General features: G+C 46.8%; 21 protein-coding genes. 6 read left to right on the top strand and 15 right to left on the bottom strand.

All coding sequences use genetic code 11. From position 1 onward, the window contains the following. Positions 1-3: 3 nt before the first annotated feature. The 3 genes from VM802_RS25485 to VM802_RS25475 all read right to left on the bottom strand — a co-directional run bounded on the left by VM802_RS25485 (position 4) and on the right by VM802_RS25475 (position 5,509). Positions 4-3,336 carry a TonB-dependent receptor gene (locus VM802_RS25485; protein ID WP_325536008.1) on the bottom strand — a complete coding sequence of 1,111 codons (3,333 nt, stop codon included), beginning with the start codon at positions 3,334-3,336 and terminating at the stop codon, positions 4-6. A 272-nt stretch (positions 3,337-3,608) separates the two neighbouring features. Then, positions 3,609-4,841 carry a FecR family protein gene (locus VM802_RS25480; RefSeq protein WP_325536006.1) on the bottom strand — a complete coding sequence of 411 codons (1,233 nt, stop codon included), beginning with the start codon at positions 4,839-4,841 and terminating at the stop codon, positions 3,609-3,611. 77 nt (positions 4,842-4,918) lie between these two features. Beyond that, the gene (locus tag VM802_RS25475) at positions 4,919-5,509 is read right to left on the bottom strand and encodes an RNA polymerase sigma factor (protein ID WP_325536004.1); all 591 of its coding nucleotides are present in this window, start codon (positions 5,507-5,509) and stop codon (positions 4,919-4,921) included. 292 nt (positions 5,510-5,801) lie between these two features. On the opposite strand from VM802_RS25475, the gene VM802_RS25470 reads away from it, so the two are divergent. Continuing rightward, positions 5,802-8,267 carry a beta-galactosidase gene (locus VM802_RS25470; RefSeq protein WP_325536002.1) on the top strand — a complete coding sequence of 822 codons (2,466 nt, stop codon included), beginning with the start codon at positions 5,802-5,804 and terminating at the stop codon, positions 8,265-8,267. Between the two features lie 65 nt (positions 8,268-8,332). On the opposite strand, the gene VM802_RS25465 is transcribed toward VM802_RS25470, so the two are convergent. Then, a complete protein-coding gene (locus VM802_RS25465; RefSeq protein WP_325536000.1) occupies positions 8,333-8,899 on the bottom strand; it encodes a hypothetical protein in 567 nt (188 codons plus the stop codon). Between the two features lie 316 nt (positions 8,900-9,215). Here VM802_RS25465 and VM802_RS25460 point away from each other — a divergent pair, with 316 nt between their 5' ends. The 3 genes from VM802_RS25460 to VM802_RS25450 all read left to right on the top strand — a co-directional run bounded on the left by VM802_RS25460 (position 9,216) and on the right by VM802_RS25450 (position 13,577). Beyond that, entirely contained in the window at positions 9,216-9,365 is a 150-nt protein-coding gene (locus VM802_RS25460; protein ID WP_325535998.1) for a hypothetical protein, read from the top strand. A 75-nt stretch (positions 9,366-9,440) separates the two neighbouring features. Further along, entirely contained in the window at positions 9,441-12,542 is a 3,102-nt protein-coding gene (locus VM802_RS25455) for a ligand-binding sensor domain-containing protein (protein WP_325535996.1), read from the top strand. Between the two features lie 288 nt (positions 12,543-12,830). After that, positions 12,831-13,577, top strand: a complete 747-nt coding sequence (locus VM802_RS25450) for a LytR/AlgR family response regulator transcription factor (protein ID WP_325535994.1) — start codon at positions 12,831-12,833, stop codon at positions 13,575-13,577. Between the two features lie 139 nt (positions 13,578-13,716). On the opposite strand, the gene VM802_RS25445 is transcribed toward VM802_RS25450, so the two are convergent. After that, a complete protein-coding gene (locus VM802_RS25445) occupies positions 13,717-14,103 on the bottom strand; it encodes an avidin/streptavidin family protein (protein WP_325535992.1) in 387 nt (128 codons plus the stop codon). A 412-nt stretch (positions 14,104-14,515) separates the two neighbouring features. On the opposite strand from VM802_RS25445, the gene VM802_RS25440 reads away from it, so the two are divergent. Together VM802_RS25440 and VM802_RS25435 are read left to right on the top strand one after the other, a co-directional pair. Further along, positions 14,516-16,168: a hypothetical protein gene (locus VM802_RS25440; RefSeq protein WP_325535990.1), complete on the top strand. Its 1,653-nt coding sequence runs from the start codon at positions 14,516-14,518 to the stop codon at positions 16,166-16,168. 3 nt (positions 16,169-16,171) lie between these two features. Beyond that, positions 16,172-19,705 carry a BOD1/SHG1 domain-containing protein gene (locus tag VM802_RS25435; protein WP_325535988.1) on the top strand — a complete coding sequence of 1,178 codons (3,534 nt, stop codon included), beginning with the start codon at positions 16,172-16,174 and terminating at the stop codon, positions 19,703-19,705. 66 nt (positions 19,706-19,771) lie between these two features. Here the strand turns inward: VM802_RS25435 and VM802_RS25430 are convergent, their stop codons facing one another. The 10 genes from VM802_RS25430 to VM802_RS25385 form a co-directional block, all read right to left on the bottom strand. Further along, positions 19,772-19,915 carry a GDCCVxC domain-containing (seleno)protein gene (locus tag VM802_RS25430; protein WP_524537102.1) on the bottom strand — a complete coding sequence of 48 codons (144 nt, stop codon included), beginning with the start codon at positions 19,913-19,915 and terminating at the stop codon, positions 19,772-19,774. 103 nt (positions 19,916-20,018) lie between these two features. Then, positions 20,019-20,468 (bottom strand): HvfX family Cu-binding RiPP maturation protein, encoded by a 450-nt coding sequence (locus tag VM802_RS25425; RefSeq protein WP_325535986.1) that lies wholly within the window; start codon positions 20,466-20,468, stop codon positions 20,019-20,021. 15 nt (positions 20,469-20,483) lie between these two features. Continuing rightward, on the bottom strand, positions 20,484-21,245 hold the full coding sequence (locus tag VM802_RS25420) for an HvfC/BufC N-terminal domain-containing protein (protein WP_325535984.1): 762 nt from the start codon (positions 21,243-21,245) through the stop codon (positions 20,484-20,486). Further along, positions 21,229-22,062 (bottom strand): HvfB family MNIO-type RiPP peptide maturase, encoded by an 834-nt coding sequence (locus VM802_RS25415; RefSeq protein WP_325535982.1) that lies wholly within the window; start codon positions 22,060-22,062, stop codon positions 21,229-21,231. Before VM802_RS25415 ends, VM802_RS25420 begins: the two co-directional genes overlap by 17 nt. A 64-nt stretch (positions 22,063-22,126) precedes the next feature. Beyond that, positions 22,127-22,450: a hypothetical protein gene (locus VM802_RS25410; protein WP_325535980.1), complete on the bottom strand. Its 324-nt coding sequence runs from the start codon at positions 22,448-22,450 to the stop codon at positions 22,127-22,129. Between the two features lie 302 nt (positions 22,451-22,752). Next, positions 22,753-22,908: a class I lanthipeptide gene (locus VM802_RS25405; RefSeq protein WP_325535978.1), complete on the bottom strand. Its 156-nt coding sequence runs from the start codon at positions 22,906-22,908 to the stop codon at positions 22,753-22,755. 233 nt (positions 22,909-23,141) lie between these two features. After that, the gene (locus VM802_RS25400) at positions 23,142-23,378 is read right to left on the bottom strand and encodes a hypothetical protein (RefSeq protein ID WP_325535976.1); all 237 of its coding nucleotides are present in this window, start codon (positions 23,376-23,378) and stop codon (positions 23,142-23,144) included. Between the two features lie 49 nt (positions 23,379-23,427). Next, a complete protein-coding gene (locus VM802_RS25395) occupies positions 23,428-23,631 on the bottom strand; it encodes a hypothetical protein (RefSeq protein ID WP_325535974.1) in 204 nt (67 codons plus the stop codon). Positions 23,632-23,732: 101 nt separating this feature from the next. Beyond that, complete coding sequence (locus tag VM802_RS25390; RefSeq protein ID WP_325535973.1) at positions 23,733-23,909, bottom strand: hypothetical protein; 177 nt, start codon at positions 23,907-23,909, stop codon at positions 23,733-23,735. Between the two features lie 493 nt (positions 23,910-24,402). After that, positions 24,403-25,385, bottom strand: a 983-nt coding sequence (locus VM802_RS25385) for a cation:proton antiporter domain-containing protein (protein WP_325535971.1), incomplete at its 5' end; no start/stop codon positions are given.

Below are 25,385 nucleotides of genomic sequence, written 5' to 3'. Positions count from 1 at the left end.
GGTTTAGAAAGTCACATTTACGCCCAGTGTATTGATCTTAACCTGCGGATAGTTATAGATACTGCCGCTGATAGATGCTTCCGGGTCCACCCATTTGTACAGGTGATCGAAGGTGAGGATGTTCTGCCCGCTGTAGTAGAACCGTACTTTGTTAAGGCCTATCCTGCTAACAAGTTTTTCCGGTAAAGAATAACCTATTTGCAGATTTTTGAGTCGCAGATAGGAGCCATCTTTTACCCAGAAGGAAGACGGTGTTGAAGTGGGATCATTTTGCGTGCCACTGTACCAGATGCGTGGCAGGGAAGCATTCGGGTGATCAGGCGTCCAGGTGTCCAGCAATGCTGTAGTGGGCCTGCCAACAGAAGTACCTACTGCGCCGAGCTTACCCCCATCGATGTATGTCTTAACACCAGCTGCACCCTGGAAGAAGAGACTCAGGTCAATGTTTTTCCAGTTTGCACTGAGGTTAAGGCCAAAGGTTACTTTCGGGAAGTAGTTACCGAGGTATTGCCTGTCGGCCGCATCTATTTTACCGTTACCATCAATATCGCGGTATTTCAGATCGCCGGGAGCCGTGTTGGCGCCCTGGATGGGAGATTTGCTGATCTCTTCTTTCGATTGGAAAATACCGTCTGCTATATAGCCGTACAGCGAGTTCACAGGATAACCTTCCTGTTGGAACGTATAGTTGGTAATGATAGGCCCTGTGCCATGAAGATCTGTTACTTCAGATTTGATAAATGCAGTATTGAAGCTGGCGCTGTAGGAGAAATCCCCTTTTCTGTCGTTATATCCGATAGCCAGTTCCCATCCCTTGTTTATTACAGTGCCTGCGTTCTGTACCGGTGCATTGAGGCCGTAAGTAGCTGCTGCCGGCACAGAGAGGAGGATATCGCTGGTTTTTTTGTGGAAGTAGTCGGCTGAGAAGCTGATCTTACCATCAAGGAAACCTGCATCTATACCAACGCCTGTCTCTGTAGTGGTTTCCCATTTGAGATTTTCATTGGCGCCGTTAACCGGGGCAAGACCCGGTGCGACAACCGGAGAAGTGCCGCCAAATACATAGTTCTGGCCGGAGCTGATGCTGGTGATGTATGGATAATACGGGAACGTAGGATATTTGGTGGCGTCATATGTTTTTACATATTGGTTGCCCAGCTGCCCCCATGATGCGCGCAGCTTCAGATTGGATACATATTTAGTTACACCGGAGAAGAAGTCCTCCTTGTCGATATTCCAGCCCGCAGAGAAGGAGGGGAATGTTCCCCATCTGTTGCTGGAGGAGAAACGGCTGGCGCCATCATAACGGAGGTTCGCTTCAAGCAGATACTTACCGTCAAAATCGTAGTTGATACGGCCAAAGTACGACTGGAGGCCCATTTCATAAGTGTAGCCGCTGGTAGTCTGTCCGTCGATGTAAGCGAGGTTCACATCTGTGAGCAGGTTATTGAGGAAGCCTTTGCGGTAGCCATCATCGAAGGTGCCTTTGGTGTGCTCCTGTGAGTAACCGCCAAGTATTTTGAAGTTGTGCCGGCCAAAGGACCTGGAATACTCCAGGAGTGCCTGCGGCGTAAGCGTATTGGTGAAGCTGTTTTCATCCTTTACGTTAGACGGACCCTGGTAAAATGATGGGCTGCCGTCAGGTGCATAGTACTGCTGATCTGCAGCGAATTTCTTATTGTGATTGATCTTCATGATATAGGCCAGGGATGGCTTGAAATGAAGGCCCTTAATAAGTTCCCAATCTGCGCCCACATTACCAACCAGGTCATAGTAAGCATATTGGTTCAGGCTATTGCCTTCCAGCCACGCCATAGGATTACCATCACCAATAGCCCCATAGTTGCCATTGGCATATTTGTATGGAACGCTGGAGGAGATGCGGTTGATCTGACGCACCAGCTGACTGAAATCCCCCGTGTATGGGTTGCTGGGCTCCTTAGTACCTGAAGACGTAAAGCCAATGTTGGCATTCACATGTAAGTTGCTCCGTACTTCAGTGGCAAGGTTGAGACGCGCTGTATAACGGTTGGCATTTGTTTTTTTCACCAGGCCATCCTGGTTGTATAAGCCAAGGGACAGATTGTACTGTGTCTTCTCTGTACCCCCCGAAAGGCCCAGGTAATGATTCTGCTGAATGCCGGTACCTTTATAGAACATACTCACCCAATCGGTGTTGGGATAGTTATATGGGTCAGAACCGTCTTTAAACTTCTGGATTTCTGCATCGGTGTAGCGTGGTGTTTTCCCTTCATTCACCCTCGCCTGATTAAACAGCTGCGCTGCCTGCCAGGAGGGGAGGAAGTCGGGTAATCCTGTGGGTTTTTGTTTACCTGCATATGCATTGTAAGTAACTTGTACACCGCCTTTTTTCCCTTGCTTGGTAGTCACCAGTATTACACCGTTAGCTGCACGGGAACCATAGATGGCCGCAGAGGCGGCATCTTTCAGAACCGACATGCTGGCCACATCATCCGGGTTGACGGTGTTCAGGCTACTGAGCGTAGCGATCACCCCGTCTATTACTACTACAGGATCAGCATTGTTGAGTGTACCAATACCACGGATACGTATCTTGGCGGCATCTGAGCCGGGTTGGCCGCTGGAGTTTGCGGTAACTGTCACGCCAGGCATGGTACCCTGTAATGCATTCCCCAGGCTCGTAGCGGGCCTGTTGGTCAGCTCCTTGCTGCCAATGCTGGAAACCGCGCCGGTGAGGTTCGCTTTCTTCTGTGTGCCATAGCCCACTACCACTAATTGTTTCAGCGCACTGACATCAGACTTCAGGCGGATATTGATCTTGCTTTGGCCAGCCACCGCTACCTCGATGCCTTCGTAGCCGATACTGGAAACCAGCAACACAGCTTTCTCATCTATGCCATTCAGCTGGAATGAGCCGTCAGCGCTGGTAATAGCTCCTTTGGCGGTATTACCCTTCACCACCACGGATACACCCGGAACAGGTGCACCGTTTTCGTCCGTGACCTTGCCGGAGATATTGATCTGCTGCCGCACGTCGGATGCCGCGCCCGGCACAGGTTTACTGCTGCGTGTAACAAAAATGGTATTACCCTGTATTTCAAATGACAACTGCTGATCGGTCAACACCATCTGCATCGCATTTTGCAGCGGGGTGTTTTTGAAATCAACAGAAACCGGATGGGTATCTTTCAAATCATCCTTGTCATAAAAGAAGGCATATCCCGTCTGTTCTTTGATCGCCCTGAAAACTTTATTCAGGCTGGCTGAGCGGGCCGACCAGGTGACGGTTTGTGCATGGGTGCCAGCACTTACCTGCATGGCAGCCACGAGTAGCATAAAAGCAGTTAGTTTCATCCCTAACAAGATTTTGGCGGGCACCCTTCTTCTGATCCAATAATCACGGGTACCGGAATTACAAATAGCCGATTGTTGCATACTTTTGCAATGTTTGGTTGGATTGATAAATATTGTTTACGGACACGTTTGCTGATTAAACCGAATGAAAGCCGGGGAAGGACGCCAATCTTTGACCCCGGTTTTTTCGTTTTAATCAGCATGGGAGAACTGCGCTGTCAGCTTACAGTTACTGAAATGTTCATTGTTCGTTTATTTTCTTATGTTCATAACTATGGCAGGATAACGATCCTGTTGCCGTTTTCGATCCTGTAATTTATCCTTGTTTTAGAGAGGCCCTTTAAGACCTGTGACAGCGTAAGGCTTCTGCCTATTTCCCCCGTGAAAGCACGTTTCGGAATATCGCCCTCATATTTTACCTCTATATTGTACCAGCGTGAAAGCTGACGCATAACAGTCTGTATATCTGCGTTGTCGAAAGAGAAGAAACCCTCCTTCCAGGCAATACTGGCGGCGGTGTTTATGTTATTGTGTACTTCAATGCCAGCATTGCCCTGCGCTACGCTTGCCTGCTGACCGGGAGTAAGAACGCGTTCATGTCTGCCGGCAATCACCTTAACAGCACCCTTGAGTAGGGTAGTATTGATCGTGGCTTCATCGTCGTAAGCATTCACATTGAAATGTGTACCAAGCACTTCTATCTGTGTGCCAGCTGCCTTTACCCGGAAAGGCTTGCCCGGTTGAGGTGCTACTTCGAAATAAGTTTCACCGGTAACGGTAACACTACGGTCACTGCCATTAAAGGAGGTGGGGTAAGTAATGGAGGAACCGGCGTTGAGCCATACAATCGTACCATCGGCCAGGGATAGCTTGTATTGTCCGCCCATAGGTGTTTTTAGCGTGTTCCAGCTGCTGGCGGTGGAATTATCTCCTGTATTGGCATATTGCAGCTGGCCATTGGCAGACTTGGTAACGCGCGCACTGCCTTGTTGCGCCAGCGTTCCATTGGCAGCACTGTCGAGCGATATCTGTGATCCGTCGCCCAACACCAGCACGGCCTTGTTGCCGCCGGGCGTAATATCCCTGACCGCATTTACTACCTGTATTGTTTGGTGTGGCGCCTTTGTACGTGGCTGAAGCAACCAGCGCCCGGCGCCAGCGAGCAGGACAACAGCCGCCGCTGCTGCAACCCATCTCCACGGCATAATACGACGAACCGGCGTTACATATTCCGGAACTTTATCTGCATGTAGGATGGCCTTGAGCGTGTGCTCCCAGTCGGTAGAATCATAATCCACACTGGTAACCAGTGCTTCTTGATGAAATGCATTCATCCGGTCAATGACCTCACCCGTCTCGTCTCCTTCAATCATGGAGAGTAGCTCTGCGTATTCTTCGGTGGTGGCGTGCAGTTTATGAGCCTGCTGTAACAGGTATGTCAGTCTTGCAAAATCCTGCAAATCCGTTGTTTTAAGCGTTGTAGATCCAGTTAATAATGTTCGCATGAGGCCTGGTTGTAAAAGGCCCCATAACTATACGTACCAGCTAATGGAGAAAAGTACCTATGCTCCCGAAAAAAAGTTTAATAATAAGCAGCGCCTGCTCCCAGTAATACCAGCGGCAACAGGATACCATGTCCGATCAGGTATTGGCGGATGGCTTTCCTGGAGCGTACAAGTGAATTTTTTACTGTTTGTTCTGACAGGGCGAGCCTGTTAGCAATTTCAGCTACTTTCAGGTCTGTTTCGCGGCTTAACAGATAGATCCGCTGCGCCTGAGGGGGCAGCAGGTGAATAGCTTGTTGTACAAGTGAAATAGTTTCCGAAAAATGAATATTCTCCTCTGTAAAATTAGAATAGTCGCCAACAGGTAACGCCTGGCTGATTTTTTCCTGCACACCCTGACGCTGCAGCCAGGTGTAACAACGGTGATAGACAATCTTAAATATCCAGTTGTGTGGCAATTCTACCGTGAGAAGCTTTTCGCGGCCCAGCCAGATACCCAGGAACACTTCCTGTATAATATCTTTTTCCGGCCCCTCCGTTTTAATAATGCGATGGATCAGTGGCTTTATTTGCGGTACATATAAATGAAACAGCTCTTCAAATGCCAGCTCACTGCCTCCGGCGATCTGTTGAAATAATACAATTAAATGTTCAGAATGATTGTTCATGACCTTCTCTACCCAGCTTCGCAAATTTACTCAAACATAGTGGTAATGGTTGGACCCCCAAAGCACTGTTTAGTATATTACATATCAGTAGTGCTGATGCAAAATACAAAAAAGGAAACAAATCTGTTAAGATACACTGCCTCCACCCTGCATATTTCTGCTCAATTGAATACTAAAGCAAAAGATACTGCAAAGAAAACATATGTTTTGGTCAAAAAAACATATAGTCTATGGCGGCACTGCAGACTAACTTCGCCATTTTTTAGTAGCCAACCGGAACTAATTCATCTTTATGTCAGTAAAAAAGATCCTGCATCACATACTTTTGAGTAGCCTACTCGCCATTTCATTTATTGGTTCTTCCACAGCCACCGGTATTATCAGGCGCTTTCCTCATCCCGGCAAAATACGCTATGATGGAGATTGCATGATCATTGATAATAAGCCAACATTCATTCTCAGTGCAGCTTTCCATTACTTCAGATGCCCGGAGGAATTATGGAGAGACCGTTTCCGCAAGATCAAAGCAGCCGGTTTCAATACGGTGGAAACTTATATTCCCTGGAACTGGCACGAACGCAAAGCGCCCGCATCTGTTACCGATCAATCAGGACTGGATTTCTCTGAGCTGAAAGCCTGGCTGAAAATGGCGCAGGAAGAATTCGGACTATATACAATCGTAAGACCCGGACCATTCATTTGCGCGGAATGGTCAGGAGGAGGATATCCCCGGTGGCTTGCGGCCTACAGCCCGGGGAAAGAAGGCTTCTGGCTCAGAAGCGCCGATCCGGAACATATCAAATGGTGTGTGCATTGGTTTGATGCCGCTTGTAAAGCGGTAGCGGGAGAACAGATCACGCGGAAGAAAAAAGGAGAGAAGGGAATCATTATGTTGCAGCTGGAGAACGAGTACGACTCACATGAAACCGGTAATAAGGCTGCTTTTCTGAAGGCGCTGTATCGTTCTGCGGTGAGGAACAGAATTGAAGTGCCGTTATTTACCTGTCTGACCAGTGAATGCAGGGGTAGTAAGGATACCGAATTGTCTGATGTATTCGATTGTGATAACTACTACACAGATGATAACGGCGCTGCGGGATGCGCATTCAGAATGGCAGATCTTAAGGCACGCCAACCCAATGCCCCCGGCTTTGTAACAGAGTTGCAGGGTGGCTGGTTTTCACTGGTTACACATAAACTGAGTGAAGAAAATTACTCCGATGCCACACACTTACAGGCAATCTCTCTTATGACATTACTGGGCGGCGGTACCGGCATGAACTACTACATGTTTGTGGGCGGCACGCACTTTGGTGGCTGGGGAGCCAGGGGAATGACCACAACATACGACTATAATGCAGCAATTGGAGAAGATGGTTCCTGTGGTCCTAAATACTATGTGGCTAAAGCAATGGCTGATTTTATAAAAAGGTATGAACAGCAGCTGCTGAGAGCAAAAGGAGGCCCCTGCCAGCTGACAGGCGTGCCCAAATCTATATCAGGAGGGGTGCGTATGGCGCCTGATGGTACCTGGTTTGTTTTCCTGTATAACAGCGACAGAACAGCTACGCTGAAAGGTAATGTGAATGTGATACCCGGAAAAGTAGCGCGACCAACAGACGCCGTATATAATATCGATCAGAACGGGCAACACGTCAGCATCAAATCACAGGCGGCGGCATCCGCAAAAGACAGCCTGAGTATACCCACTGTGGCGCTTGATTATGAACTGGCTCCCCTTACTGCAAAGGTACTGGTAATACCTCCGGGCGCTACAGCTGCTGAAGGAACATGGTATCCGCACCAACATACGCGGGTAACGCGCTATGCAGATTCGTCGTCAGTAGTCCGCATCGGCCAGGCGTTCACAACAACTGACCCCGTGAATACTGCACAGTGGAAGCCATTGATGCCGGGCCTGTCACTTACGCAACTTGGTATAAACGATTTCCGTTACAGCCTCTATCGCACCACATGCCTGCTTAACGATAAACAGGCGCAATCAGAAAAGTATTTGCTTTTTAATATGTTCACGCGGGATATCGTTACAGTAACGGTCAATGGAACTCCCGCCAGGCGGATCTTCCCGGAAAAAGCAGATGCGCAGTCATGGACAACCAGGGGATGCTTCGACCGTATCAGACCAGAAGAATTCGATAACCGGTTTGACGTAAGCGGCTTACTGCATCAGGGCAATAATGAGATCAACGTACTGTATGAAGATCTCGGACATGCACACGGCTATGTTCCAATGGAAGAACTGGCCGGTATACGTAAAGCCGGGCTATCTGTAACAGATACGGCATTGACACATCCTTTACAATGGCAGTATGCCGCAGATGTAGCTGGGATCACACAGGGTTACCATCTCCCTGGCTATAAAGCCACCGGCTGGAAGATCACAAAACTTGATGCCAGCATGCCTATTCCCAGGAAAGGGAATAATATCCAGCCAAAAGATACTATGCAGCAATTAATGACGTGGTACCGCGTTGAGTTCACCTTACCGGAAGGAATGACCAATGCTGCCTGGCAGGCAAGGATCAGTGCATCCGGAAATGGGTTTATGTGGTTGAACGGACATGATATAGGCCGCCACTGGGAAGCAGGCCCACAGCGGGAATTCTATCTCCCTGAATGCTGGCTTAAATTCGGTAAGCCCGGGAAGAATGTGTTGGTAATGGCACTACGTGAAACAAAGAATGGCGCTTTGCTCAAAGCACTGGAAATAGTGCCTTATATTACCCGCGCCACCTGACTATAGTAGTCCGGTAAATCCCACTGACCGGGATGGGCGCGTACTAAAAACCAGCTTCAAATTTATCAGCCATAGCTGCCCCAAAAACACAACGATGCTTCTGGGGCAGCCTTTTTTCGGGGCGGAGATGTATCGTCCGTCCGCTGAGTATAAACGGACTCGTTACATACCTGCTTACGCGTTACATGCCTTTTCCTGTAGCCAGGGAAAGCCACTTTACTGCCGTATCGCCACAGCGCGGGCGCCTGGCTACGACGCACCACAGATTTGCGCACGGGCTTTACTACTGTCGTCGGTTGACACATCTCCATCAGCTCCGTGACAATCACATCAGGAGACTTACCAGCCTTTAATGAAAGCAACGCCCTACCGGTCAGCTGCCGGTACAGGATGTGTTTTTTATACTGTTGAGGTAACTGGCGGTATACGCCGGAAGCCATCTTGGATGCGGTCGCCAGCAGCCCGGCATTCTCCATCGTTCTGCGGAACGCCGGATCTTTCTTCACCCTTTTGCCTGTGAGGGAACTCTTCAGGCGAATATAGTATCTCCCATGCATCTCGTAGATGCAAAGATTTTGAATAGTACCCATAAAGGCCGGCCTGACGCCTGCCGGTAAATCTATCTTTGCCATGGGATAAGGGTTTAAACAACAATGTCTTATCTAAATTTACAAATATTGTCTAAAGGCGCCAAGTATTTTAACCACAGGTTTCCTTCCCCTTCACCTTCGCTTGTCATTCGTTTCTCACAGGTATTAAAAGCGCACTACCCAACCTTAATACCGATAGCACCCCGCAGTGGTCGCTTCTGTAACCACCTGCTCATTTATTACCGCCAGCCGCTCAACCGTGTTTACGGCATGAGCTTCCTTTGCGGAACTTTGCAGAGACATTGAACCCCTGAATAAGTTAACCAAAACCATTCTTTCATTATTAAAACCTCAGCTAATGAAAAATTATACCCTTCTGAAAACTCTCATCAGCGGACTATATATGCCCTTCACCCTGGATGAAAGCGTTACTGCGGGTGTTTATATATACAACCTGGAAGTAGATGGAAAAGTGATGGAAAGCAGGAAGATGATCCTGACCAGGTAAGTCCATTGCATCAGGCCGCAGCAATTTTGTATGGCTAACTTTAATATTGGTAAATTAAAGTAAACAGAAAATGTTGTGAGTCCTATATACCGGAACTGTCTCCTTCTACTTTTGGGATTGGGATACTGGTTGTCTGCATCTCCCGCGGGCAGCCAGTATCCTGATAGTCTTATTCTCAGGAGGCTGGCAATGGAAGATGGCCTGCCCGATGCCCACATCACTTCACTGGCACAGGATACAAAAGGTTTCCTGTGGATAGGCACATTTAACGGGTTAAGCCGGTATGACGGCACCGCATTCAAAAACTTCTTTCATACCCGTCAAACCAACACACTCCCCGGCAACCAGATTGCCAATATCATCAACTACGACTCCAGCCATTTATTGATCGCCACCACCACCGGGCTAACCATGCTCGATACACACAGTCTTACATTCAAAACCTTACAGGTAAGCAGCTCACCCGTCATGTTCAGCCGCGACAATAGTTTCGGTTGTCTCGTAACAGACAGTGTTCATAACATTTGGGCAGGAACCCGGACCACGCTTTATTACCTGAGCCCCGACCTCAAAATACTAAAGACATTCAGAGGATTTAAAGAAAAGGATTATAACCTGTACCGCATGAACTATATAGGGAATGTTCAACTGTTGCCGGGAAACGAAGTGTTGATATGGAGTGAAAATGAGAAGACCGGTGCTCACGAATACTTTATATACTATTCACTTTCTGGTTCGTTGCAGCCATTAACACAACTACCACATCATCCGCTATATCCTTTAAGCCTGATGGTTACCGGTTATTGCAGCATCGATAAACAGGGAAATGTGCGTTTCATTAAACAGGGAACAGATAGCCTCGGCATGCTCGATATGAGCACAGGAAAGCTGCATTATACACGGATCGCGCTCAGTAATGGCATGATGCATACCAATACCGTCGATAACCGGGTGGTCAGCGCAGGTTACGAGACATATGCCTGTATCTTTAACATCGAAGGAATGGCCCTGCTGCCTGCTGCAATTGCAGCAGGCAGCACCGGGAAACTTATGCTGACAGGCTATTTAACAGACCGCGTAGTGACGGCTATTATGAAAGACAACACCGGCAATATCTGGATAGGGAGCAATAATGGTTTGTATAAAGCGGTTAACAGGTCAGGGAATGTGCAGTCTGTTTTTATTAAGCGGCCCAAGCATACACCCTGGAACCTCTGGAATGTTTCATTTATCAACGATGCAGTCTGGGTAAGCTCGGAACCTTACGGCTATTTAATATTTGACCGTCAGCTGCGCTTAAGGGATAACATATTGCTCAAAGGGGATCCGTTGCTGAATACGGCACTCAGTGTTTTAACTACCACCTCAAATGATACGCTGTGGCTCAATACGCAGGTAGGCGCCCGCTGGTATAACACCCGTACAAAACAAGCCGGATTGCTGCACATAAAAAGCAAACCCGCGGCAATGGACAACTGGATCATCACCACCGTATATAAAGACAGCAAAGCGCTCACCTGGATGGGTATCGGTTTCGGAAATGGTGTAGTGCAATATAACCCCGCCACCCGTTCCTTTATTCATTATCCTGCGAAAGAAGGAGAGAACCGTCTCCCGATCCGCTATCCGTTTGCCATCGCGGAAGACAATGAAAGTAACCTGTGGATGGGTAATCATGATGGAGCCGCCCTGGTATGCTGGAAAAGGAAAACAAATCGTTTCTCGACAATCCTGCCTGACTATTATGCAGTTTTTGATAATGCCCGCATAAATACGCTGCTATGCAACCGGAAAAAATTGCTATGGATAGGCACCGCTGATGGCCTCTTCTGTTACGATATTCCTGGTCGCCGGTTTACAAAATATGATATGACACAAGGGCTGCCATCAAATGTTATCAGCAGCATGGCGGAAGATAACAAAGGCCGTTTGTGGATCGGAACCAATAATGGGCTTTCCTGCTTTTCCCTTTCTTCAAAAAAGTACACCAACTTCCTGTACCCTGTTGTCTTGCCAGAGGCAAAGATCAATAATGTTGAATACGACAGCCTCTCCGGCAGGATTTTCTTTACAACAGATCATTATGTGAATACCTTTGATCCGGATTCCCTGTTGAATAGTACAGTGCCGCTTTCCATAAGTATCACCGGCATCAGCATCGGCAATAGAGAAAAGGCGCTCCAGCCGGTATATAATATCCCGTATTACCAGAACGACATCAGTATCAGTTATACAGCCGTCAATTTTGCGGATGGCCCTTTAAACCGCTACTATTACCGCTTGAATGATGAGGAGTGGATAAGCGTAGGTGCACAGCGGCAGATAAACTTTCACAACCTTCCGGCAGGAAGTTATTCCTTCGCATTAAAGGCAATGAGCAATGCCGGCGTGTGGAGTAATGAAGCAATGGTTACATTTATTATCAGCCCTCCCTGGTGGCGGCAGCTGTGGCTACAGGTAATCGTGGTGCTGGCATTGGCTGCCATGATTATTTTCCTGGTCAGAAGAAGGATCAGGCATATCCGGTTTATGGTGGATATGAAACAGAAAATAGTGGAGACAGAAATGAAGGCACTGAGGGCACAGATGAACCCGCATTTCATTTTCAATTGTATGAATAGTATCGATGGCCTCATACAAAGTAACGACCGGTATCATGCTACCGTGTACCTGAATAAATTTGCGAAGCTGCTTCGCAATGTACTGGACAGCTCCAAGCAGAATACGGTATTGCTGGAAAAGGACCTCGAGACATTGCAGTTATACATAGATCTGGAGCTACTGAGAAGCGACAATAATTTTACGGTCGCTATCAATACGGATGATTCGTTGTGGATGGATGACTACAAAGTACCTCCGCTGATAGTACAGCCCTATGTTGAAAATGCTATCGTGCATGGCATCAGAAGCCGCAGGGATAATGAGGGCCGGCTGGAAATCACTGTCACACGGCAGGAGGAATATATTGAGTACATCATTAAAGACAATGGGATGGGCTTCAATATCGTTAAAAACAAAATACCGCATCACGGACAATCATACGGTATGCAGATCAGCAGCGACCGCGTAAAATTCTTTAACCAGGAGGAGCATGCTTCTGTTACCGTAACTAACCTGGAACAGAATGGCCTGACAGTTGGCACAAGCGTGCAGGTGCTGCTGAAAATACAACCGTGACCACCTTGAAGCATTGTTTATCTCTCCATCTGCTCACTCATTCCCGTACATTGCTAACTGGCATTGCTTATACAATGCCGGTTGCCGGATCTTTGATACGGGTACTATATCCATATCGCTACTATACCTGTCCGCGGTCTTTCATTCATCAGCATAAGTAATGCAACGTTTCATTTTTAAATTAACTGTCCGATGAAAAAGTATAGTCTACTGCTGCGCTGTTGCTGCTGGAAACAATAGTAAATTAGAGAAGACGGCATGGTGTACAGGAGCTTTAAAAAAGTAATAATGCTGACAGCAATCATCATTGATGACGAACAGAGAGGCCGTGTTGCACTACGGGAGAAGCTGCATGAATACTGTCCCGGCGTAATAGTCACCGGAGAGGCAGCCAATGGTGCAGATGGGCTGAAACTCATCAGAGAACAAAAGCCGGCACTCGTTTTCCTCGACATCGAAATGCCGCGCATGAATGGCTTTGAGATGCTGCATCAGTTGCCCGGTAAGGATTTTCACCTCATCTTCACCACCGCCTACGATCAGTATGCAATAAAGGCCATAAAATATGCAGCGTTCGACTACCTCCTGAAACCGGTGGATATTGACGAATTAAGATCAGCTATCGATCGTGCACGCGCACAGTCTGAAAAGCATACAGAAAAGAAACTGGAGGTACTGCAACAGCACCTGCAACCTAAATCACCCCTTGGCAAAATAGCCATTCCCTCGCTGGAAGGACTGCTCTTCTTCAATACTTCCGATATAGTACATCTCGAAGCACAGAGCAACTACACGCTTATCTATTTCCACAACCATCCGAAACTGCTTGCCAGCAGAACGCTCAAAGATTTTGAAGAGCTGTTGCCCGCAAATATGTTCTTCCGTACACACCATTCACACATCATCAATCTCAGTTACATTAAGCGCTATATCAGGGGTGATGGCGGCCAGATAGAAATGCAGAACGGAAACTACGTGATGGTATCCCGGCGTAAGAAGGAGGAGTTCCTGAAAACATTCGGGGAGTGGAGGTGATAACGATTATACCTGTATAACAGTAAAGAGGTGATATAAGTAAAGCATTACACACCCGCTCTCCGGCAGGATGTGTAATGCTTTGTAACAAGAAGCCTGCAGGTTTTAGCCTGCAGGCAAACACCTGTATTTGATTCCGTTATTTCTTCAGTGACTTCGGAAAGGAAGCTTTAGCTCCTTTGTCCAGATTCTCCTTGATCTTCTCTTCGGTAAGAGGAACGCGGGTGAAAACATCTTTATTAACGAGTGTGGAGTGCCAGTCTTCACTGGGATCAGTTTCTTCCGTTAAGAGCCAGGTGGTTACAATGGTTTCTACGCCGTTGATAACCTGGTATTGTCCGCTCCAGCTAGTTACAGAATCAGAACTACCAGATGTGGTATTGTTCCATACAACCACAAAGCCTACTGATTGGCTGGCACCCTGGTCCGTATCTGCTAAGCCAACAAGGTCATATTTGCCTCCTGCATCTCCGACTGCAGTATCATAAATACCTGTAATCATTTTCCCTTTAACAGTAAGGCTCATGGTGGAGCCTTACTCGTTATACCAAATTCCGTTGAGGTTCATGTTAATGTGATTTGGGGGTAAAGAAATATGTTGTGCTTAGTTATTTAGAGGTTTTAATACAAAGGGATCGCCTGTAAGATAAAGGTATGGAAAAATAAAGAGATTATATGACTACGTTTATTCAACGGCATTTTCCGATGGAGGTGATATATAATAATCAGCCGCAGCTTGGATAAATGTAAAGGGGGTATTTTTCACGGGGTATGCTATTCCATTATGTTTCTATATTTGGGTGAAAGCAATACTTACATTTGTTGCTGATGATCACAAATCCTATGACAATGAGGCCAATGCTGTGATTCCCTTACCAGGCATTATAAACCAATGTTAGTTGCAAAACTATTTAACACCCTTAAACCCCTGGACTATTATGAACTTCGCGCCTGCTCTTACGAGCTTCACTCCTGATTCTACCCTTCAGCAGGTAGTACTCAAGAATTACGATATTGTTGTGGCCGTGACACAACTGGCAATTAACGAAACCATGGGAGAATACCTGAGTGCACAAACCCAGGATTTCTCCATTCTTGGCATCGCCGATGAAAACGGCCAGGTTACCTCGCTAACGACAGATCCGACAAAGTCAAACTGTTCATTGTCCGGCACGTTAGCGTTGGAAAAAGATCCGCAGACCCAGAAGTATATCAACCTGATAGATCTTAGCACAAGTAAAGGAAATCAGACGGTACAGTATAATCTGACTATGCAGAACGGAGACTTCAAGTTTGATGCTGCCGGGCTTAGTTATGAGAAAAAACAGGATGGCACTGCCGCCTGGATATTCCGGATGTTTGTAGATCTCTCGATGGAAAAAGTAGCCAAAAGTGATCTGCCGGATTCACTGAAAGCTGAATTGCAGAACGTGGATGAAAACATGTTCTCTATACAGCAATTGTACCTGGACCTGAATACAGCCGCACTCAATTCTATTGATGGCGTTGTATTCCCGGCACTCGTGGAAACGCCCGCCATGCAACTGCTCACATTGTACCTGGCGCAACAGCAGGCAACCAACAAACCCCTGTTTGGCGTAACAGTTACCTTTAGTAATCAGACAGTGGCAGCACCTACGCTTACCCCAACCTTCATCGACTTCTGCATTACGCCTTATACAGACAGCGACGGAAAAAACAGCAATCCCAATCTGGATACGCTGAACTACCTGATGATGGTGAATCACAACACGCCGCCTAAAGCCCCGCCTGCGGCCTTTAGCTTTAACTGGGTGACTGACGAGCAGATAAACGGCGTGATGGCCATCCGGGAAGACGAGTTCTCCGCCACCGTACTTAGTGAACTGAGCCCGTTGCTGAAGACTCTCTGCCCCGTAATGTACTGCAGGGCTGATGGTGATAAATCCCCTCCGGATGATACGATCATTCAGCTTAATCCGGGTACAGACCATTCGTTCAACAGTACTTACGATGCCAATAGCGGTCTGATAGGAAGCTATAGCTATAACACCTCCAATTCTGACGACGATCACGGCCATTGGTATGCGCCTTATACGCTTACTGTATCAGGCAACTTTTCTACAACCACTAACGTCTTTTTAAACTCCAATACGATTCAGCTGTCAGGTAATATGGTGGCCAGCGGGGATAGTGAATCTACCATCAACGGGAGTACTTCTGATGAAGAAATGCCGAATACTACTTATGGTTGGTCAGTAGATCTGGAGCTGTATTTTGATGCACAAAACAATGGTCAGCTTGATCTGAATATCACCAATCCTAATTTTGACAGCGATCCGGTAGTTGATAATCACGATCAGTCGTGGTGGCAGCAGTTTTTAAACGGCCTGAGTGGCTATATGCAATCTTATACAGAGAACCTCGGCAATTTACGCGGAACCGTTTCAGACAGTATAGAAGGCAATATATCGTCCAATCTGAGTACCATCCTTTCTACGGCCAATCATTTCATTTTCCCCGGTGCGAAGTCTTTCTCTTTTAAGAATCCGCAGTTCAGCAACAGCAGGGATCTCGTTTCAAACATCACTTATCTCAACCCCAACTCCTGACATATGAGCAAGATTGCAGTAGAAAGTGAGCTGATGAAGAATCAGAAAGCTGCAGCGATATTACCTGCACAGTCTTCTTTCGCCAGTCATCATTGTAGCGACGGTACCAGTATTTTCCTTGCCGTCAGCGATGCCGGTATTTTTAATCTCATCAAGGAGCAAAGCGGTCAGACCCTGGGCTGGAATGCCACAGATCTTTGTTCGGGATTATCAGCCTCTCATGACAACAAGGCTATCCAGGTAAAAACATTTTCCAGTCAGCAGAACTATACAGATGGCAGTATACACCTCGCTGTAGCGGTACTTGCAGAAGGTGACAGCAACACCTATCTGTATGTGGCCGCCGGCTTATCTAATACAGCAGATGCGGTATGGATGTCCGACTTTAGCCATATCGGCTGGGTGGCCCGTCCATATGATGATACAGCCCATCCGCTTTCGACGGTAACCATCACCAACGTATACCTCACGCCGCAGCAAAAAACAACCAGCGATGTACAGCTGGTATGCGAGGTAAATATCAACGATTCGTTGCAGAACTATACTGTCAGCCTGAGCGGAAGCAGCGCTTGGGCGCAACTACAGACCGCTGAGAACTTTGATACATTACTGGACAGCGCAATAGGCAAGGCAAGCGCTGCTGCATTTGCAGGATTGTATCAGCTTACAAGTATTCACGGAAGCGTCGGACTTAATTTTGTACCGCTTCAGTCTTTCTTCGGTCCGCCGACCATCATTAAAATGATCGCACCCGACGGTGCTACCAGGATCGCAACACTCACAGTAGATGATCACAATAACACCAACCTTTTCGTAGCGGCTAACGGTGCAATTTATCTGTTCACGCCATCGCAACAAAAAAACAATACCGGTGGGGTATCTATCCTTCAAAGCGATTTGATTACCGGCCTGACGGATTTCTATGCGCATCAGACGGACCAATATACTTTCCTTTGTGGCCTTGATCAACAAGGGCAGGTATTCTATACCAAATGTAACAAGGGCCAGGAAACAACCAGCGGAGCATGGTCAGCGCCCATCCCGATTCTGACGGGTACAGAACGGATCTCGTTTTACGTCAATCAGGCTACAAGCGGTATCATCATCTTTGCACATACTGCTGACCAAAACATTATCCAGCTCACCCAGGATACCACCACGAGTTTGTGGCAACAACGCAATATTCTTTTACCACCGCCAGATAACAACACGGTGGCGGAATACAACACCTATACCAGCCATATAACGCTGACAGATGAGAACAACTTGTCGCTGCCTTCCACATCGGTGACCATCACCTCTGTGAATCAGTGCAGTGTTTATATCAACAACGTTTATCATATTCTTTCGCCCAAAGTACCGGTAGTTGTTGAAGCTGATGCTACCGGTAATATCAGCATTATGCAGGAAACGCAGTCGCTCGAGGCTGTATGTTACAAGCTCGAACTGGGAACAACAAGTATCGACGTAAATCCAATGTCCAAACTGATCACTACTGTATCCGGCGTTAAGGATGGAGATCAGTTGGGCGATGTGCAGGTAGACAATGGAGACGGCACAACCAGGAAACTCATTGGTGATGACATCTCCTCGGATCAGCGGAATGCTTCAGCGCTCGCCTTGCAGAAGTTTGTGGCGGTTTCATCCTCGTTGCCAGCCAATGGCAGTGTAAAGGAAAGCTCGCCCGCTGCCGGGCTAAGATCCGCAACTGCGTTTCAGGCAAGACCAGACACTATCTGGGGCGTATCCTATAAAGATGGTTGCTACTACCATGAAGGGGAGGCCAGCATGGCATTTTTAGGGCTACGCGTGGAGGGTGACTCTCTTGCTTTGACCAATGCCGCCACACCACTCGGTGATGTATGGGATGCAATAGAGACAACAGCCGGCGATATGTGGAACTGGCTCAAACACGCCTATGAAGATGTGACGCAGTTCTTTGTAAATCTGGAGAATGATGCCTTTCATTTTTTCATTGAAATAAGAGGTAAGTTTTATCGGGCGGTAATAAAATGTATCGGTGATGTAATACATGCTGTTGAGTTTATTATGAACAAAATAGCGGTATTGATTGAAGACCTGATCATGTGGCTTGGTTTTCTCTTCGGCTGGAAAGATATTATCCGTACGCACAAGGTGCTGAAAAACGTTATTAAAATCTATCTGAGCAAGAGTATCAGCAACCTCGCCTCCTATGAAGGCCAGCTTAAGAAAGCCTTTACTGACATCGAAACATTTGTTGCGGATTGGGCGAATATCCCTGCCAATATTCCTCCTTCTCTGCGAGACAGCACACGTAACGGTACCGTTGCTACTACCAGTCAGACACCGGGAATAAATTCCCCGCAGAGCAACTGGGCTATGTCTCATACTAAAGATGGCGCTTCCTCAAGCACTTCAAATGCCAGTAACCCGGGCAATAGTACCGGTGATCTGCTGACGTCGCTGGTCAGTCTTCTGGAAAACGAAATGGCCATTTTTAAGGGGGCGTTCGACAGTATTAAGCAGGACTTAATCGACAAGATAGACCAGTTATCGTTAGGTGACATTATAAAAGCACTGGTAGGAATTATAGTTAATACCCTGCTGGAAAGCGTGGAGAACATCCTCGTTACATCCATCGAAGTACTGACTAAGCTGGCAGAAGGAATCCTGGACATACTGGATGCAAGCATAGATATCCCGATTGTTTCCTGGCTGTATAAACTCGTTACAGGCGATGATCTTAGCCTGCTGGACCTGGTATGCCTGATTGTGGCTATCCCTGTGACCATCTGTTATAAGATTATTGCAGGAGAAGCACCTTTCCCCGGTGACGATACAACCGATGCGCTTATTGATGCCCCTGACTTTGCAACACTGCAACGCATTTGTAATGGCACGCTCCACATGGCTACTTTAGAAACAGCTGATAATAGAACCGTGCTGGCTGCTGAAGAGAAAAGTAAAAGTATAAGTCAGAAATTTATACTGGCCGGTGGTATCTGTTCTGTGTTTGGCGCCATTGGTGTGTCGATATTCGGCCCATTGAAAGTGAAATATCCTGACAGCAAAGCATTTTCGTTACTAAATGGTCTTTCCTATTTACCCTATGCACTGCCTGATGTAGTGGGGCAGATTTCTGATTTGCAGGATAAGAAATGGTGGGCTATCACAAATCAGATCGTGGCGGATATATGTATCGTCAAGGCGATGATAGATATGTTTATGGGCATGAAGTCAGTGGACGAAGACGGAGAAGCGGAGGAGAGTAGTTGGAATGAATTCTCTCCCTGGTTTGATTTCGTGGCGAACCTTGTCTGGATGATACCGACGGTGGGAGCCCTCTCTGATAGTGAAAATCAGGATGCCGCAGGAGTACTGGATTGTTTTGGCAGCATTTGTTTTAGTTTCAGTGGTATGCTTTCCCCATATATCGCTGACAATAATGAACCAGATTCCTGGGCTTCTGCTGTGACCCTTAATGCGGCCTTCAATTTGGCATATGGCACCATGTCATGTGCGTCCGCAGTGCTTGACTATGAAAAAGATCAATAAGATTACCGGATTAAATGAATGCCCTGAGTAGACAAACCGTCATTCAGGGCTTTTTTATCTTTATATCTAACAATGGCAGGTACCCTGTTGTACCGGTGGGCACTTTACCGTTCCGAAACTGCAATATACACAACAGTCGCCGGCTTTGGGTTTGAGGCGCTGGTGGCAGCCTTCACATTCGTAGAAATACTGACAGGCGTCAGTGGGCATCGTTTCTTCTTTCTGATACCCGCAGCAGGGACAAGTAATTACTGACTTCAATTGTATATTTATCGTTGCCATCATGTTTTGTATACTGTTCCAAAAAGATACGCTACTTCCTGCATCTTATATCCACAACACGGTCCAGGGAAAATTTTCCCGCCCCGTTGATAAGCAACACCAGTAACATGATCAGGTAGTAGAGCGGTATTTCAAACCCATTGTTACCGGCTTCAAATCCGTTAGACCAATGTACGGTTTTAATGGCAACCAGCATCACAATCATAAGCGGGATGGAAATGATTCTGGTTCCAAGCCCCAACGTCAGCAACACCACACCGGCCGCTTCTGTAGATGCGGCGAGGTAGGCATTCAAAGCGGGCGCCGGGAACCCCATTCCCCTGAACCATTCAACAATACTGCTCATGTCAGACCACTTCATTTTTGCCGGGCCATAGAAGCCATAGGCCAGCACCAACCGGATCAGCAGTAGTGGAATATCTCTTAGTTTTTCCAGCATGCGCGTGGTGCTGTAATAGTATTGCAGGATCATTTTCATCATTGCTTCGGTATTTAATTACAAAGCATTCCTGAACCCCAGTATTAACCGGCTTTCCAGACTGCGTTGCAAAAAGGAACAGACCATTGCGGATATGCTTTCCTGCACAGGAATCTGTAGTGCTGCACAAACATCCGTGATTAACTCTTCCGCACGGCATGGCTTAACAGCCAGTTGCTCCAGGATATACACCAGCGCGGGCGACAGATCCATATATTCAACATTCCCCGTATCCGGCTTACGGAACATCACGAGGAAGTAATCTCCTTTTTCTTTCGCTGTTATTTGTCTGGCAGGCATCAGGTGCACGGGGTAATGGAAGTGTTGCAGGGCATATTCCGGATTCAGCACGAGCGGATCTGTCAGCACATCTCCGGAGAGGCTGAATGTTGCCGGTTTGTCTTCCATCATAAATAATTCTACTTCCAGCCATTCCAGCCACAACAGCTCTGTCAGGAAAGGGTATTTCGTCAGCAACGCATGTTCTGTTGTTGTAGTGTATTGGTATAACTCTTTCGGCATATACCAGACCTGTGGCGACTGGCAGGCATGGCTGGAGAAGAATTCCTGTACCAGCGCTTCCCATTCAGCAGCTGTAAGCACATCGTATGTCAGCGGATAGGCGGATTGCAGCATATCGTTAATAACATTATACACCAGCCTCCGGTAATGCCCTACATGTGCATCACGCACACCCGGAATAGGGTGGTAGTTGCCTGTGCGGCAATAACCGGCTAAGGCAGACTGGTAGCCCTGCGTGGTTTCATGGAGTAACGGCATATCTGTTCTCTTTTAAGCTATTTATCTTAATCGACTGTAATCGTTCCAGTTCCTGCTGCATTTCCTCCAGCTCAGGGATATTAAAGTCTCTTTCCAGCAGAACAGGCACGTCCCTGTTCAATCGCTGCATTGCATAGGCATACAGGTTGTAAACCGGATCAATAATGGGTTCTCCATGCGTGTCTATGATCAGGTCGTCCGCCACTTGTTCATGGCCAGCCATGTGAATGTACTGCACACGTTCCATCGGAAGCTTGTCAATAAAGGCCTGGGCGTCGTAGTGGTGATTGAAACTGTTTACATAGATATTATTGACATCCAGCAACAGATGGCAGTCGGCCGCTTCCAGGATGGCATTAATGAAGTCTATTTCGTCCAGCTCAGGGGCAACAGGTGTGTAGTAGCTGACAATCTCTATGGCGATCTTTTGTTCCAGAAAATCCTGTACCTGCCTGATACGCTTGCTTACGTGACTTACGGCATCAGACGTGAACGGGATGGGCAGTAAGTCATACAGATGTGCATTGTCGCATTTGGAATAGCTTAAATGCTCTGAATAGAGCTGTGCATTGGTTTCCCGCAGGAAGTGTTTTATTTTTCTGAGGAAGGAAAAGTCCAGTTCATCCGGGCTGCCCACGGAGAGGGAGAGGCCATGTGTATATAACGGGTACTGCTCTAGTGCCTGGTGGAAGATCTTTTTCCAGTAGCCGCCTATACCTATCCAATTCTCCGGCGCCACTTCGATAAATGCCGGACGAAGGACATGGCTTTGCAGGAATGTTTCCGCAAAATCTTTTCTGAAGCCTATGCCAACCATAGTACAATGTTTAAGGATGAGGGAAAGGCAGGCCATTCCCAGACCTGCCTTTAAGAAAGACAGGTTAGTTAGCAGGTTTACCTGCATGTTTTCCTTTAGTGCTGTCCTTCTTCATTCCTTTCTTGCCTCCTCCGCATTTACCTTCTCCACATTTACCGTCTTTGCCTTTCTTGGCCATGGCACTGTCTGATTTTCCTTTTTCACCACATTTCAATTCCAGGGCGGATGCGCTGGAATTATGTGCGAGCAGTTGAGTTCTTACTGTTTCCCCGGAACCCAGGTTCTGGAAGCGAAACAGTTCATGAGCGCTGGAATTCAGGCTGGCAGTGGCTAATAGAGCACCAGCGATGAGGGAGCCGGATAGCAGGCTTTTCTTTTTGTTGTCCATTGTTATCAAAATTTGGAGGTGAATAATTGACTTTACAGGAATAGTCGGTGGGAAGAAATTAATCTGACAATGACAGCTATTGTCTTGCTCTTTGTTCGTATTTATCCAGTCTTTTCTCTATGGAAAGCTTTAATCGTGCCTGCAAAATAACCTATTTTTCATAACCGGCCTGCTTAGGTAGGGGGATGAGATCGCTAAAAAGACAGACTTTAACAATACTATATAATAAACAACAGCGCCTTCCAGGAGGCGCTGTTGCTGACCGTTTCATTTTTTAATCCAACATTATTAACCAATAGAGCCTAGTCACAGGTGGCAGTGGTAGTGCATTGTGCAGGATTGTAAGTCCGGATGCAAGGCAAGGACCCACGTTGCATTACTACTTCTGCCTGATTGTTGTTCAGTTGGGCTATACTGATTTTATTCAGTTTCAGCTTTTTGTTCTGTTGCTTTTTCATAGCAGGTGTTTTATTTCGGCTAAAATAATCTGTCCGGCTTTCTTATGCCTTACCGGCATTAACTTCTTATACCAGGAAATTAGCTTGTTTGCGATGGGAAGAATATTTCGCCGGAGTGATGAAAATGCTTCCCCAGGCCATCACCCTGGGGAAGCTTGTGTTGAAGAGCTGATCGATTGTTATCATTTATTGAAAATGCGCATGAGTACCCGATTGGCTCACGCGCCGATGGCTCACGGGTAGCAGACAGCTGGTGAAGAACAATCCAGTGTGCAGCACATAGTGCATGCCTGGTATTGCGATGCACAAGGATCTGGCGGCAGTGTATTGGGGCCGGAAGGACCACCAGGTGCAGTGGCGCCTGAAATAGGACCGGTAGCAGTGCCTGCGCCGCCCATTATGGATGCTCCGCCTAAACGTGTAACTTTGATCATGCCCAGGCTTAACTTCTTAACTGATTTCTTTTTCATTTTAATGGATATTTGTTATTGATAATAAAACACGATAGCGGGTATACAATTATAAATTGCATCCGAATGTGCAATCCATAGTACATGCCTGGTATTGTGATGCGCAAGGATCCTGCGGCAGTGTATTAGGACCGGAAGGACCTATAGGGCCTGAAATAGGACGGCCCGCACCACCCATTACTGACTGTGCTCCGCTTAAACGTGTAACCTTGATCATGCCCAGGTTTAATTTCCTAACTGATTTCTTCTTCATTTTAATGGTTATTTATGGTTAAATATTACGATAACGGGTATACGATTTCATGCCGTAGATATTACAGCCGCATCTTTTGTTAAACAAATGAAAGACCGGGATCAGTCGCAGGGATAGCCCGCGCCACCGCATGAAATGGTAGTGTTACCGCCGCAACCGTCGCATACCTGGATAGAGGAGGTGGTGCGTCCTCCACCTTGAATGGCAGCCAGGTTTGATTGCAGTTTGGACAGTTTAATCTTTGTCAGACTCAGTTTTTTTGAAGCTTTCTTTTTCATAACTAATTGTTGTTTTTTTGAGTAAAAGAATGAACAGAGTTTCCGGCCCCGGGCAGGGCGGTGGTGATCGTGTTATAGCGTGGCACGTCCAGGCCATCACACAGCTATCGCGTGATAAGGTTATTTGTTTTTTTTGGCAGTGGAATTTCTACACGAAAACGTGGCTACATAAGCAGGTCTTCATGAATAAAACCGGTAAATTGATTAAAGAGGTTATAAGTGTGTTACATAGGTTTTCTCGCATGGTCAATTTATGACAGTACCCTTGCAGCTATTGAATTTATGCATGGCGCAACAGGATTCATGTCTGACATCAATTGCTGATACAAATATGATGCATTTAGTAAGTCAACGTTTGATATAAATTACCAGATAGTTAACGGATTTTATCCATTATGAGAATATTGATCAGGTTGATGTATTCTCCTTAGTTAAATTTTAATTCCCGCAAAAAACAGGAAATAAAGGATCTCAATTCGCATACATAATTGGCTCATAGTGTTCCCAGATCCCTGCCGCCCGGAAGAAGGTCAAGCAATGTACTGGTCATGATGGTTGTTGTACAGGCTATCAGTACCATCATGGTGAAAATCTCACCGGATATGATGCCCAGTGAGTAGCCAATGTTCAGTACTATCAATTCCATCAGGCCCCTGGCATTCATTAAGGTTCCGGCTGCAAATGATTGTTTCCAGCTTAATGAGGTAAAACGTGCAGCGAGCATACAGCCTATAAGCTTTCCCAGGATAGCGGCAAACAGCAGCACCAGGAATATGGACCAGTCGTGCAGGCTATGCAACAGTCCTATCTGGGTTTTCATTCCTGATAATACAAAGAAAACGGGCAATAGCAGCGTTTTGCTGACATCTTCCAGTCTTACTATAATACCTTGTTTCACATCTCCGGTGTCGGGAATGATAAGACCGGCCAGAAAGGCGCCGAAAAGATGATGTATCCCTATCAGTTCTGAGGTAAGACTTGACAGCAGCATCAACACCAATGGGAATAAAAATGAAATACCCGCTGTTTGTCCGCTATAAATATATAACTTCCTGATGCAGGGCTTCAGTATCAGCAACATTATCAACACATATATTAAAGTATACCCGATTGTTTGTAATCCGCTGGTAAACCCGGTTGCTGTCTTCAAGGCAACACCAACAGACAGTAAGCACCACGCCGTTACATCGTCAATAGCTGCGCAGATCAGTATAAGCGATCCGAAAACTGTATTAGTACCTTTCCTTTCCTGAATGATGCGGGCAAGTATCGGGAAAGAGGTGATGCTCATGGCAAGACCCATGAATATAGCAAACACATGAAAGGGTATGCCAGCCACCGCATACTGCGCTGCAAGGGCCCAGGCACACAATACGCCAAATGCAAATGGAAAAATGATCCCGGACTGACTGATAATGAGAGCAGTCTTTATACCTTTCGCTAATTTAAATTTCCCGGATTCAACTCCTACTGTAA

Source organism: Chitinophaga sp. (assembly GCF_035538455.1).
Taxonomy (GTDB): domain Bacteria; phylum Bacteroidota; class Bacteroidia; order Chitinophagales; family Chitinophagaceae; genus Chitinophaga.
Note: the sequence above shows the minus strand (reverse complement) of the source record. Positions and strands in the feature narration are given on the sequence as shown.